9 protein-coding genes are annotated in these 12,847 nt (G+C 71.8%); 4 read left to right on the top strand and 5 right to left on the bottom strand.

Annotated features, from left to right (window positions below; translation table 11 throughout):
* Positions 1–30 precede the first annotated feature (30 nt).
* Positions 31–1,473 carry a PucR family transcriptional regulator ligand-binding domain-containing protein gene (locus ABZ098_RS42120; RefSeq protein ID WP_356599857.1) on the bottom strand — a complete coding sequence of 481 codons (1,443 nt, stop codon included), beginning with the start codon at positions 1,471–1,473 and terminating at the stop codon, positions 31–33.
* Positions 1,474–1,614: 141 nt separating this feature from the next.
* Between ABZ098_RS42120 and speB the strand changes: the two genes are divergently transcribed.
* Positions 1,615–2,583 carry an agmatinase gene (speB, locus tag ABZ098_RS42115; protein ID WP_356599855.1) on the top strand — a complete coding sequence of 323 codons (969 nt, stop codon included), beginning with the start codon at positions 1,615–1,617 and terminating at the stop codon, positions 2,581–2,583.
* Entirely contained in the window at positions 2,580–4,262 is a 1,683-nt protein-coding gene (locus tag ABZ098_RS42110; protein ID WP_356599853.1) for a thiamine pyrophosphate-binding protein, read from the top strand. The genes speB and ABZ098_RS42110 overlap by 4 nt, the downstream gene beginning before the upstream one ends.
* A gap of 13 nt (positions 4,263–4,275) precedes the next feature.
* On the opposite strand, the gene ABZ098_RS42105 is transcribed toward ABZ098_RS42110, so the two are convergent.
* From ABZ098_RS42105 to ABZ098_RS42090, 4 genes are all read right to left on the bottom strand, one after another.
* Complete coding sequence (locus tag ABZ098_RS42105) at positions 4,276–5,079, bottom strand: endonuclease (protein WP_356599851.1); 804 nt, start codon at positions 5,077–5,079, stop codon at positions 4,276–4,278.
* Between the two features lie 185 nt (positions 5,080–5,264).
* Positions 5,265–6,707, bottom strand: a complete 1,443-nt coding sequence (locus ABZ098_RS42100; RefSeq protein ID WP_356599849.1) for an FG-GAP-like repeat-containing protein — start codon at positions 6,705–6,707, stop codon at positions 5,265–5,267.
* A gap of 105 nt (positions 6,708–6,812) precedes the next feature.
* Positions 6,813–8,309 (bottom strand): FG-GAP and VCBS repeat-containing protein, encoded by a 1,497-nt coding sequence (locus ABZ098_RS42095; protein WP_356599847.1) that lies wholly within the window; start codon positions 8,307–8,309, stop codon positions 6,813–6,815.
* 204 nt (positions 8,310–8,513) lie between these two features.
* Positions 8,514–10,664 carry a glycosyltransferase family 39 protein gene (locus tag ABZ098_RS42090; protein ID WP_356599845.1) on the bottom strand — a complete coding sequence of 717 codons (2,151 nt, stop codon included), beginning with the start codon at positions 10,662–10,664 and terminating at the stop codon, positions 8,514–8,516.
* Positions 10,665–10,908: 244 nt separating this feature from the next.
* On the opposite strand from ABZ098_RS42090, the gene ABZ098_RS42085 reads away from it, so the two are divergent.
* Together ABZ098_RS42085 and ABZ098_RS42080 are read left to right on the top strand one after the other, a co-directional pair.
* The gene (locus ABZ098_RS42085; RefSeq protein WP_356599843.1) at positions 10,909–12,162 is read left to right on the top strand and encodes an AAA family ATPase; all 1,254 of its coding nucleotides are present in this window, start codon (positions 10,909–10,911) and stop codon (positions 12,160–12,162) included.
* Positions 12,162–12,824 carry an RloB family protein gene (locus ABZ098_RS42080; protein WP_356599841.1) on the top strand — a complete coding sequence of 221 codons (663 nt, stop codon included), beginning with the start codon at positions 12,162–12,164 and terminating at the stop codon, positions 12,822–12,824. Before ABZ098_RS42085 ends, ABZ098_RS42080 begins: the two co-directional genes overlap by 1 nt.
* The last annotated feature ends 23 nt before the right edge of the window (positions 12,825–12,847 follow it).

Below are 12,847 nucleotides of genomic sequence, written 5' to 3'. Positions count from 1 at the left end.
ATCCCGCACGCTGGGACGCGGGTCACGCGATCATGCCCGGCGCAGCGCGAACCACAGCTCCATCCGTACGTCCGGGTCGTCCAGGTCCAGCTCCAGCAGCGCGGCGCTCTTCGCGATCCGCTGCCGGACGGTGTTGCGGTGCACGTCCAGCGCGACCGCCGTACGGTCCCAACTGCCGTGCAGGGAGAGCCAGGTGCGCAGGGTCTCGGTGAGGGCGGGGGCCAGCGGTGCCAGGAGGGCGCGGGCGTGCGCGTCGGCGTCCGCCTCCGGGACCAGGTCGGCGAGGGCGGGACGGGCCCCGTACCGGACCAGCCCGGCGCGGGTGGCGCGGGCCCGGGCCAGCGCACGGCCCGCCTGCGCGTCGGCGACGGTCCATTCCTCCGATCCGGCGGCCGCGCTGACCCCGAGCGTCCACCCGGGCTGCGGCGCCGGTTCCCGGTCGGCGGGCACCAGCACCCGTACGACCTCCCGCCCCACGTCCACCAGCGGCGACCCGAGCGCCGCACCGAGCGCGGAGGCCGCGACCGGGTCCGGAGCGGCGACGGCGTCGGGCCGGGCGTGCACGACCACCCACCGCTCGCCACCGAGGAGCGGGGTCACGTCCCCGGCCGACGCCCCCAGCAGCAGCCGTACCAGAGCGGACGACCGGGCCGCCCCCGACCCGCTCTGGTGCTCACCGGTGAGCAACGACAGCAGCACGGCGGCGACGGAGGCGATGGTGTGGTCACCGGGGTCGCGGTGGGGCGCGGCGACCCCGAGGACGAAACCGTGCCCGGCGCCGAGGGCGTAGGCGGCCAGGTGGAGACCGGCGGTGGAGTCGGTGGCCGTGGTGGAGGAACGTTCGGTGACGAGCCGGCACAGCCGCGCCAGCTCCTCGTCCCCCTGCCGTCTGCCCGCCGCCGCCACCTCCGCCCCCTCCGGGCCGTACAGCACCGCCCACCCGCCGACCCGCCGCGCGAGCTGCCGCAGGACCGACGGCACCGGGTCGGAGCGGGACGCGGCCGCGGCCAGGCTCTGCTGGGCCTCGGTCACGCGGCGCAGCTCCGCGTGGCGGGCCTGGGCCATCAGTTGCCAGACGGCTCGGGCCACGCCGGAGAAGGTGGTCTCGGGCGGGACCTCGATCAGGGGCAGCCCCTGGGCGTCGCAGGCCGCCACCAGGGCGGGCGGAACCGTGTCGTGCACGGGCGCCACGCCGAAGCCGAGCGCCGCCCCGCCGGCCGCGACGATACGAGAGACGTAGTCGTCGAAGGAGGTCCCCGACCCCGTCGCCTCCGGAATGTGCACCCCCGCCGTCAGCAGCAGCTCACCGCCCAGCAGATACGGGTACGGGTCCGCCATCTCCGAGGCGTGCGCCCAGTGGATTGCCGCGGACGGGTCGGAGGGGCCCGCGATCTGCCGCAGCCCCAGGTCCTCGCGGGCCAGCAGCGCGGCCAGCGGGACCGGTGGGGTGGGTGGGACGGCCGGGTCCGGCATCGTGGACGTTTCCTCCATCCAGTACCGCTCGAATGGATGAAACGTACACTTCGCAGCCGCTTTCCGGCCACCTAGTGTCGACACAGACCGGCAGAACCCGGACCGGCGGAACCCGGGCCGGCAGAAGGAAGGCACACGACCATGAACTCCCCCGAGACGCCCCGCGGCCCCGTCGACTCCTCCCGCATCCCGCGCTACGCCGGACCCGCGACCTTCGCCCGGCTGCCCCGCCTCGACGAGGTCGGCCGGGCCGATGTCGCCGTGGTCGGGGTGCCGTTCGACTCGGGTGTCTCCTACCGGCCGGGCGCCCGCTTCGGCGGCAACGCGATCCGTGAGGCGTCCCGGCTGCTCAGGCCCTACAACCCGGCGCAGGACGCGTCCCCCTTCGCGCTGGCGCAGGTCGCGGACGGCGGCGACATCGCGGTGAACCCGTTCAACATCAACGAGGCGGTCGAGACGATCGAGGCCGCCGCCGACGACCTCCTCGGCACCGGCGCCCGGCTGATGACCCTGGGCGGCGACCACACCATCGCGCTCCCCCTCCTGCGCTCGGTCGCGAAGAAGCACGGCCCGGTCGCCCTGCTCCACTTCGACGCCCACCTCGACACCTGGGACACCTACTTCGGCGCCGAGTACACGCACGGCACGCCGTTCCGGCGGGCGGTGGAGGAGGGCGTCCTGGACACCTCCGCCCTCTCCCACGTGGGCACCCGCGGGCCGCTGTACGGCAAGCAGGACCTGGACGACGACGAGAAGCTGGGCTTCGGCATCGTCACCTCGGCGGACGTCATGCGGCGCGGCGTGGACGAGGTCGCCGACCAGCTCCGCCAGCGCATCGGGGACCGTCCGCTCTACATCTCCATCGACATCGATTGCCTGGACCCGGCCCACGCGCCCGGCACCGGCACCCCCGAGGCGGGCGGCATGACCTCCCGCGAGCTGCTGGAGATCCTGCGCGGTCTGGCATCGTGCAACCTGGTGTCGGCGGACGTCGTCGAGGTGGCCCCCGCGTACGACCACGCGGAGATCACGTCGGTGGCGGCCTCCCACACCGCCTACGAACTGACCACGATCATGTCCCGCCAGATTGCAGAGGCCCGCGCGCAGTGACTCACGACCACGACCTGGTGCTCCGCCCCACGGAGGCGCAGATCTCCGCTGCTCTCAACCCTCCTCCCGGCCGCAACGGCGGAGACCTGGTCGTGGAGACCCTGGCCGGGCTCGGCGCGACCACCGTGTTCGGCCTGCCCGGCCAGCACGCGCTCGGCGTGTTCGACGCGCTCCGGCGCTCCGACCTGCGCTACATCGGCCTGCGGGTGGAGAACAACGCAGGCTTCGCGGCGGACGCCTACGGCAGGATCACGGGGGAGGCGGCCCCGCTGCTGCTGTCGACGGGGCCGGGGGCGCTGACGTCCCTGGCCGCGCTCCAGGAGGCGGCCGCGGCCTCGGCCCCCGTCCTGGCGATCAGCAGCCAGATCCCGACCGCCGGCCTGGGCGGCGGCCGCCACGGCTACCTCCATGAACTCCCGGACCAGGCGGCCTCCTTCAGGGGCGTGGTCAAGTCCGTCCACACCGTCCGCGCGCAGTCCCAGATCCCCTCCGCGATCGAGGCGGCCTGGAAGTCGGCGCTGACCGCCCCGCACGGACCCGTCTGGGTGGAGATCCCGCAGGACGTGCTGCTCGCCGAGACCTCGATCCCGGTGGTGACGGGCGGCGACGCCTTCCCCGAGGAACTGCCGCCGCGCCCCGAACTCACGGCGGTCGCCGCCGACCTGCTGTCCCGCGCCGCCCGCCCGGCGATCATCGCGGGCGGGGGAGTCGTACGGGCGGACGCGTCCCGCAAGCTGCGGCAGCTCGCCGAGACGCTCCGGGCGCCGGTCGTCACGACCCCCGGCGGCAAGGGCGCCTTCCCCTGGACGCACCCGCTGTCCCTCCAGTCGTGGATCGAGGACCGCCACACCACGGACTTCCTGGAGGACGCGGACGTACTCCTGGTGGTGGGCTCGGGGTTGGGTGAACTGTCGTCCAACTACCACACGTTCAAGCCGCGAGGCCGGGTGATCCAGATCGAGGCGGACCTCGGCAAGCTGGAGTCCAACCACCCCGCGCTGGGCATCCACGCGGACGCGCGACTGGCCTTGCAGGCGCTGCTGGAGACGGTGTCGCCGAGGGAGGACACGCAGGCCCCGGAGCGGGTGCGGGAGGTGCTGGCGCGCGTCGCGGACCGTATCGCGGCTCAGGAACTCACCCTGGAACAGGACGTGTTGGCGTCGGTCCGCAAGGCGCTCCCGGCCGACTCGCCGTCCTTCTGGGACATGACGATCCTGGCCTACTGGGCGTGGTCGGCGTTCGACGCCAAGGGCCCCAACCACATGCACTCGGCCCAGGGCGCCGGCGGCCTCGGCTACGGCTTCCCGGCGGCACTCGGCGCGGCGGTGGCCGACCCGACCCGACCGGTCCTGGCGGTATCGGGTGACGGAGGGGCGCTGTATTCGATCGCCGAGTTGGCGACCGCCCGCCAGTACGACCTGAACGTCACCTGGCTGATCGTCGACGACGGCGGCTACGGCATCCTGCGCGAGTACATGACGGACGCCTTCGGCCAGGCCACGGCGACCGAGCTGACCCGCCCGGACTACGTGGCACTGGCCGAGTCCTTCGGTGTCCCCGGGGTCCGTACGACCCCGGAGACCCTGTCGGACGACCTGTCGAAGGCACTCGGCTCACCGGGGCCCTCGGTGGTCGTCCTCCCGGTGGTGCTGCGGATGTTCGCACCCACGCACCTGTAGGACCGGACGGCTCCTACCAGATCGCCTCGACCCACTCCGGGTGGTCGATGAACGGGTTGCGGTTGTGCTGGTAGGTGTCGTAGATGACCTGGTTGCGGCGCTCCTCGAAGGCGCTCGGCGGGTCCGCCTCGTTCCACGCCTTGAGGACGGAGAGCTTGCCCATGTAGGGGTTGGAGCCGTTGGCCACCTTCTCGTTGGGCTCCAGGTCGGCGAAGCCGTCGCCGCCGTCGTAGCGCACGGCCATGTAGAGGATCATGCGGGCCACGTCGCCGCGGTCCGCCGTGCGCGGCGCGAAGGAGTCGGAGTCGACGGTGGAGCCGCCGCCGTTGGTCACGGAGCTGCCGCCGTTGTCGAAGTCCAGGTTGCCGCGGATGCTGTTGACCTGGACGTCACAGGCACGCAGGTGGTGCAGGTCGGTGCCCGGGCCGGTGACCTCGCCGAAGTCGCCGTGGGACTTGGCCCAGGTGTGCTCGCGGTTCCAGTCGCCGACGTCACCGCCGTTGAGGGACTTGCTGCGGGAGACACCGCTGTACAGCAGAAGCACGTTGCTGCTGTTGTTCGGGTCCTGGTCGGTGACCTTGAGAGCGTCCCAGACCGCGGAGTACGAGATCTTCGACTGGCTGCTGATGATCGTGTGCAGGGACGACTTGAGGCTCGTCCCCGTCTTGCCGACCGCGTTCTTGTAGTACGTCGTGTCGTACGCGGTCGTCGTGGCGGCGGCCGGGGTCGTGGTCACGACCGGGGCGGCGAGCCCGGCCAGCACGGCGGCGGTGGTGAGCGCCACCGTCTTCCAGCTGCGGATGCGTGTCGCCGGCATAGGGGGGTCCCATCTACGCGGGTTGAATGGAGGCGGCAGATGGGAGCGTGACATGGACATGCGGCGGTGTAAATGGATGGCACGTGTCCATTGGGTGACCTGAAACGGCAAACCAGGTCGTGTCTACGCGAGTTGACACAGCGAACGGCCCCCGACGACGTGCTCGGGGGCCGTTCGCATGAGGCTCAGGGCAGCAGGACGGAGCCCAGTCCCGGGGAGCCGGACGTCGAGACGCCCACCGAGGACGGACCGAAGGTGGTCGCGTTCTTCGCGGTCAGGCCGGCGGTCGTGCCGCGCAGGTGCCAGACGGCGCCGTCCGCGCCGTTCTCGCCGTCGGCGCCCACCGACAGGTCGGCACGGCCGTCGCCGTCGAGGTCGGCGAGGTGCACGGCGGTACCGAAGTGGTCGTTCGTCTCGTTCGCGCCGGGCACGCCGTCGGTGTCCTGACTGAACGACTGGGCGCCGGACGTGATCAGTCCGGAGGACGAGCCGCGCAGGAGAGTGACCATGCCGGTGAGGTCGGCCGAGCCGATCTTCTCGTAGTCCGCCGACACGGCCGCGTCGGCGTAGCCGTCGCCGTTCACATCACCGAGGGAGAGGGACCAGCCGAAGTTGTCGTTCGTCTCGTCCGCGCCCGGGACACCCGGCGTGTCCTGGTCGATCGTCCGGTCCGGCTCGGGGGAGACGCCCGCGGCGCCGCCGAGGTGGGTGCTGACGGAACCGCCGAGATTGCCGTCGTACCCGCCCACGTACTGACCGGTGAGCACGTCGTCGTAGCCGTCGCCGTCGATGTCGCCGACGGCCGCGGTCTCGCTGTCCTCGGCCAGGACGGTCCGGTAGGAGAGGCCCGAGGCGGAGCCCTGGAACACCACCGCGGCGTAGTACGCCGTGCGGTCGTCGAGGTAGGTGCCGTTGACGACGAGGTCGCCGGTGCCGTCGCCGTTCAGGTCGCCGGTGGCCAGGGACGTGGCGCCGGTGCCGGTGCGGATCGGTGCGGTGATCTTGTACTTCGACACGGCGCCGGACGTCCTGGTGAAGCCGCCCTTGCTCACCCAGACGTCCTTGCCCGTGCTGCCGACGGCGAGGTCCGCCCTGCCGTCGCCGTTGAAGTCGCCGACGGTGAGGGACTGCCCGAAGCGGTCGTGGGCGGTGGGTGCGGGATCGGCGGAGGTGCGGCCGCCGGACAGGCCGGAGCGGCTGCCCCAGACGATGATCGCGGTGCCGCCGTCGGTGTCGGTGCCCAGGTCCTCGCCGGGGGCCGAGACCACGAGGTCGGCGTATCCGTCGTTGTCGAGGTCGCCCGAGGCGAGCGCGGCGCCGAAGTGGTCGCCGCGCTCGGCGCTGCCGGGGATGCCGCTGGTGTTCTGGGTGACGACCGTACGGCGGGCGGCGCTGATGCCGGACTTCGAGCCGTAGGTGACGACCACGGCCCCGGCGGACGTCTGTCCGCCCACGGTCGCGGCGGGCGCGGCGGTCACCAGGTCGCGGTAGCCGTCGCCGTTGAAGTCGTCCTGGTACCGGGCGGCGGCCGCGGACGCCGGAGCGTCGAGGGCGAGCGGGGTGAGGCCCGCGACGAGGAGGGCGGCCAGGGCGGTGGAGGTGGAGAGGGGAGTGGGCGCTCTGCGCAAGGGAGTTGTCTCCTGAACGGCGTGGGCCGGGCCCGTGGCGGTCGGCCCACGAGGGGGTGACCGGTCACGGGCCCGGTGTGGTGTTCCCTCTGGGAGTGGTGCCGGCTAGTCGGCGAAGAGGGCGCCGAACTGCGGGGTGCCCGAGGTGGAGACGCCCACCGCGGTCACCGACAGGGCGCGGGAACCGGTGGTGCCGATCTTCGTGCCGGTGGAGGGCAGGTAGGTGACCGCTCCGTCGCCGCCGTCCTCGTACGACCCGACGACCAGGTCGGCCTTGCCGTCGCCGTTGACGTCGTCGAGCTTGACGTCGGCGCCGAACAGGTCGCTCTTCTCGGAGGTGCCGGGGACGCCCGTCGTGTTCTGCTCGAACGACTGGAGGCCCGTGGAGGTGTTGATGCCGTTCGCGGAGCCGTACATGACGGTGACCATGCCGGCGTTGGAGACGCTGCCGAGGTCCTCGTTCGGGGCGGAGACCACCAGGTCCTGGTAGCCGTCGCCGTTGACGTCGCCCAGGTCCAGGTCCCAGCCGAAGGAGTCGCCCTTCTCCGAGCTGCCGGGCACGTTCCCGGTGTTCTGGGTGATGCCGGTGGTCGAGGCGGGGCCGGACGCGGAGCCGTAGGTGATGCTGACCCTGCCGCCGTCCGAGGAGTCCGGGACGCTCTGGCCGTCGCCGGTCGTGGAGTCCCAGCCGGCGCCGGTGACGATGTCGCCGTAGCCGTCGCCGTTGATGTCACCGATGCCGGTGACGATGCCCGGCTTGAGGGTCTTGACGCCCGCGACGCTCAGGCCGTTCGCGGTGCCGGGCACCCAGTAGTTGGTGTTCCAGCCGTTCCCGGTCTGCGTCTCGTAGCCGTCGACCACCAGGTCGGTGCGGCCGTCGCCGTTCACGTCACCGGCGGTGAGCTGCTGCGGGCCGTAGGGGAAGCCGGAGGAGCCGGGCATGATCGGCGGCTTGATGGTGTAGCGGCCGCCGGGCTGGCCGGAGCTGCTGAAGCCGCCCTTGTAGACGTACAGGGTCGCCGACGAGCTGCCGACGGCCAGGTCGGCCTTGCCGTCACCGTCGAAGTCGCCGGCGGCCAGGGCCAGGCCCCAGTTGTCGTGCGAGGAGACGGCCGGGTCCGGTACGTCGCTGGCCTTGCCGGTGAGGCCGTTCGCCGAGCCCCACAGGATCGCGAGGGCGCCGCCGTCGGTGTCGGTGCCGACCTTCTCGTACGGCGAGGCCACGGCGGCGTCGTCGTACCCGTCGCCGTTGAAGTCGGCGTACGCCGTCGCGCCGCCGAACCAGTCGCCGGCCTCGGCGCTGCCGGGCACGGTGCCGGAGTTCTGGCTCAGGACCGAGCGCTTGGCCGAGGTCACGCCGTTGCCGGTGCTGCCGTAGAGGGCGACGACCTGGCCGGCGTCGGCGTGGCCGCTGACGGAGGCGCCGGCGGCCGTGGCCAGGACGTCGCCTATGCCGTCGCCGTTGAAGTCGGCCTTGGTGACCTTGAAGGAGTCGGCGGCGGTGGCCGTCGCCGCCGAGACGGTGAGCAGACCGCCCGTCAGCGCGGCCGCGGCGGCCGTCGCGAGGGCGAGTCTGAGGTGCGAGTGGTGCTTCTGGTGCATGCGGGATTCTCCTGCGGCATGCGGGGATGCCTGGCGGGCATCCGTGTCGATGGGGTGCGAACCGTCCGTGTTTGCCGGGTGTTGTCCTCGGTGACACGTGAGGTTGGCGATCAAGAGACCTCCGGTGGGCCCCGAGGGTTGTACGCGAACCGGTGGTTCTTCGGCGGAGTCGGTCGGGCGTACGGCGGGCAGTCGGTGCGGTGGTCAGCCGGCGTCGGAGGGGTCCAGCCGGTAGACCGTCGAGGTCGAGCCGCTGCTGCTCTCGCTCGTGCTGTAGTCGCTCGCCTTCACCGCCGTGCCGTTCTTCTGCACCCAGCTCGTGATCTCCTGGCTGAGGCCGCTGTCGCCGCCCATGCCACCGCCGCCGAGCTGGATGTAGTGCAACTCGCCCTTCTTCACCAGCTCCTTGAGCCTGGCCACGGTCATCGCCCGGTCGGTGCCGGTGAAGCCCCACATGGAGATGACGGGCTCGTGCGTGCTGAGGATCAGCCGGCCGGCACTCTGCGAATTGGACACCGCGAGCAGCCACTTGGCGCCGTCCTGGTGCTTCTCCAGGTAGGAGACCAGCGCGCTGTCGACGCTGCCGCCCATGCCACCGCCTCCGCCACCGCCTTCGCCGGGGCCGCCACTCGTGCCGCCGCCCTGCGGAAGCTCACCGTTGCCGCCACCGGGCTGCGTCTGGCCGTCGCCGCCACCGTTGCCCCCGGGGAGTTCTCCGCTCGCCCGGCCGCCGCCCTGCTGGGTGCCGCCCGGCATCCGGCCGCCGGGGCCGCCGTCGAAGCCGCCTCGGCCGCCCCCGCCCCCGCCCCCGGGGCCGCCCATGCCGCCCCCGGTCGAGGGACCCGCCGTCGGATTGGTGCCGCCCATGCCGCCGCTGGTGGCGGAGAAGGCCGGGGAGGCCGCGTACGCCGTCGGGCCCGCGAGGGCCGCCACGATCGCCGCGGCGACCGACACCCCGAGCAGCCGGAGCTTCGTGCCCGAGGCGGCCGTACGGAAGACGGCCAGGCCCACGATCGCGAGGACCATGACCACACCGACGACCGGCCACAACCAGGTGTTCCAGCCGGTCGCCCGGCGCAGCAGCACGACCGCCCAGACGGCGGTGACCGCGAGTCCGGCCGGCAGGACCCAGGACCAGCGGACGTCACCGCCCCGGAAGGCGCGCCACAGCATCACCCCGCCGCCGCCGCACAGTGCCGCGATGCCCGGGGCGAGCGCGGTCGTGTAGTACGGGTGCATGGTGCCCTCGGCCATCGCGAAGGTCAGGTAGTGCAGCACCAGCCAGCCGCCCCACAGGACGAGCGCGGCCCGGGTCATGTCGGTGCGCGGGGCCCGCCCGCACAGCACCAGACCGGCGGCGAGCGCGAGGAGGGCGAAGGGGATCAGCCAGGAGATCTGGCCGCCGAGGACGTCGTTGAACATCCGGCCGATGCCCGCGGTACCGGCGAAGGTGCCGCCCCCGCCCCCGCCGCCCCCGCCGTTGCCCTCGCCGCCCAGGACCCGGCCCAGGCCGTTGTAGCCCATGATCAGGTTCCAGGCGGAGCCGTCGGTCGAACCGCCGATGTAGGGCCGGTCGTCGGCCGGGACGAGGGACACCGCCGTCGCCCACCAGAAGCTGGAGACCGCCAACGCCACCGTCGCGAGGCCCAGGTTGACGGCCTTCTTCCTCCAGCCGGGCTTCGAGGCGTACACGTACACCGCGAAGACGGCGGGCAGGGCGATGTAGCCCTGGAGCATCTTGGTGTTGAAGGCGAGCCCGAAGCAGACCGCCGAGCCGATCAGCGGCAGCAGCCGGTCGGTGCGTACCGCGCGCAGGGCGAGGGCCGCGCCGCCCACCATGAGCAACACCAGGATCGTGTCGGGGTTGTTGTCCCGGTTGATCGCGACCGTGATCGGGGTGAGCGCGAGGACGAGCGCGGCGACGGCGGCCGCCGCGTGCCCGAACACCCGCTTCACACAGGTGTGCAGGATCCAGATCGTGCCGAGGGCGGCGGCGATCTCGGGCGCCATCATCTGCCAGGTGCCGAAGCCGAGGATCCGGCACGACAGCCCCATGACCATCAGCGCGAAGGGGGGCTTGTCGACGGTGAGGAAGTTCCCGGCGTCGAGCGAGCCGAAGAACCAGGCCTTCCAGCTCTGCGTACCGCTGTAGATCGCGGCGCTGTAGAAGCTGTTGAGGCCGTTCCCGGACAGGTTCCAGCCGTACAGGACCCCGGCGAGGACCAGGATGGCCAGCAGTGCGGGCAGCGACCAGCGCGGGGCCCTGTCCGGGGGCGCCGGCGCGGGTGGGGCCGGTGGCGGCCAGTCGGCGGACAGGGGCTCGGCGTGGGGGTGGGGATCGGTGGCAGATGTCACCCTCGCATCGTGCGGAGGGGGCTTGGGTGAGGGCTGTGGCGTACCTGGTGACTGACTGTGAATGGGCCAAGGAGCGGGCAAGGCGGGGGCAACGGCTTCTTCAAAGCTGCGGCCCGCCTGCCGCCCTGATCACTCGTTCGGCCACCTGGGACCGCCGCCACCGGGTATGTTTCCCGAGGTCAGGATCATCGTCGGGGATCGTGTCAGACCCGGCGACTACGCTGAGGCAGGAGAGGAGGACGGTGTGCTGCTGAGGTTCCGGGTCGCGAACGTGCGGTCACTGCGTGACGAGCAGGAGCTGTCCTTCGTCGCCCACGAGGACGCGGAGGCGCTCAACACTCGGTCGGTGGTTCTCCCCGGCGGTCGGTCGCTGGGTGTCCACCCGCTGATCGGAATCTTCGGCGCGAACGCCTCCGGCAAGTCGAACGTGCTCGCGGCGCTTGTCGACATGCGGAGCGCGGTCCTTGACTCCTATGCCCGCTGGGCCTCGTACGACGGCGTTCCGCGCTCCTTCTTCGCGCTCGACCCCAAAGGGTTCGAGGAACCGAGTTTCTTCGAGGTCGACCTCGTCTTGGAAGGGGTCCGCTGGACGTACGGTTTCGAACTGGGCGGCAGTCGCGTCGAAGCCGAATGGCTGCACAGCTACCCGCTCGGGCAGCGTCAGATCTGGCTGGACCGGGACGCCTCCCGTGTGGAGGAGTACGACTGGCCGGGCAAGAGGATCAAGGATCGCACACAGCTCGCCCGGCGTACTCGCCCCAACGCCCTGCTGCTCTCCACCGCGGGCACGGACAACCACCCGCAGCTCTCGCCCCTCTTCCAGTGGTTCAGCCGCAACCTGTGGCTGATCGATCCGGAGGTCGACAGAGACCAGCGCGAGGCGTTCACCCGGCAGGAACTGTCCGGAACACGAGCCGGCCGTATCGAGGAACTCCTGCGCGTGGCCGACCTCGGCATCACGGGTAGCGAAGTGGTGGAGGACGGCAGGGGCCGTTCGACCGTCAGGCTCGTGCACCGCTCGGCCGCGGGCGAGTCCGCCCTCGACTGGCAGGCCGAGTCACTCGGCACCCGCTCCTGGTTCGCCCTCTTGGGCCCGCTGCTGCTCGCGCTCGATGAGGGCGCCGTCCTGCTCGTCGACGAACTGGACGCCAGCCTGCACCCCCGCTTCGCCGCCGAGGTCGTGCGGCTCTTCCACGACCCGTACGCCAATCCGAACGGCGCCCAATTGGTCTTCACTTCGCACGACCCGACCGTGCTGACCACCCCGAGCGGCGGTCGGCTGCTGGAGCCCGGCCAGGTGTGGCTGACGGAGAAGGACGCGGACGGCGCGACCGAGCTGTATCCGCTGACCGCCGCGTCCCCGGGGAGCGAGGAGGACCTGATGAAGTCGTACCTGGCGGGGGCTTTCGGCGCGGTCCCCGCTCTTCTGGAGGGCCAGATCGCCCGCCGGCTGCTTGTCGGCCCGGAGCAGGACGGGCCCGAGGCGGGGCAACGCTGATGGGGAAGCCGAAGAAGGGGAAGGACTCACTGGGCCCCGCGAAGCAGCGTGGACGGCGCAAGAGGGTCGTGCACGTCTTCACCGAAGGCCTGGTCACGGAACCCTCCTACATCCAGATCATCAAGGAGCACGCGCCCACCGTGGAGGTGCGGATCGCCAACCAGTCCGCCCCCGGTTCGCAGCGCAAGCCGCTCAGGCTGGTCGAGGCGGCCGTCCGGCTGATGGAGGAGGAGACCAGGCAGGCCAAGCGCAGCGGTTTGGCGGCGGAGTACCTTCCGCAGGTCTGGTGCCTCTTCGACCGGGACGAACACGAGGGCATCGAGACCGCGCTCAAACAGGCCCGTGACGCGGGCGTGCAGGTCGCCTTCTCCCATCCCTGCTTCGAGGTCTGGCGGCTGCTGCACCACAAGCCGGTCACCGGCACGTTCGGCGGGGTGTGCGGGCAGGTCGTGGCGAGACTGCCCTTCGCCAGGGACCCGAAGGACGCGGCCAACCTCAAGCTGGTGCTGCCGCACCAGATCACCGGGGGCTATCCGCAGGCCAAGGAGCGCGCCCTCCGGATGAACGCGGAGCACGGCGAGCATGTGCCGCTCGTCAAACGGGATCCGTACACCAATGTCCACGAGTTCGTGGAACGCGGGCTCGGCATCATCAAGTACTGACATCTCCGCAGGTCATAGGGGGG

Origin of the sequence: Streptomyces sp. NPDC006335 (assembly GCF_040612795.1) — a bacterium.
Classification (GTDB): Bacteria; Actinomycetota; Actinomycetes; order Streptomycetales; family Streptomycetaceae; genus Streptomyces.
This window is presented reverse-complemented; position numbering and strand designations above follow the sequence as displayed.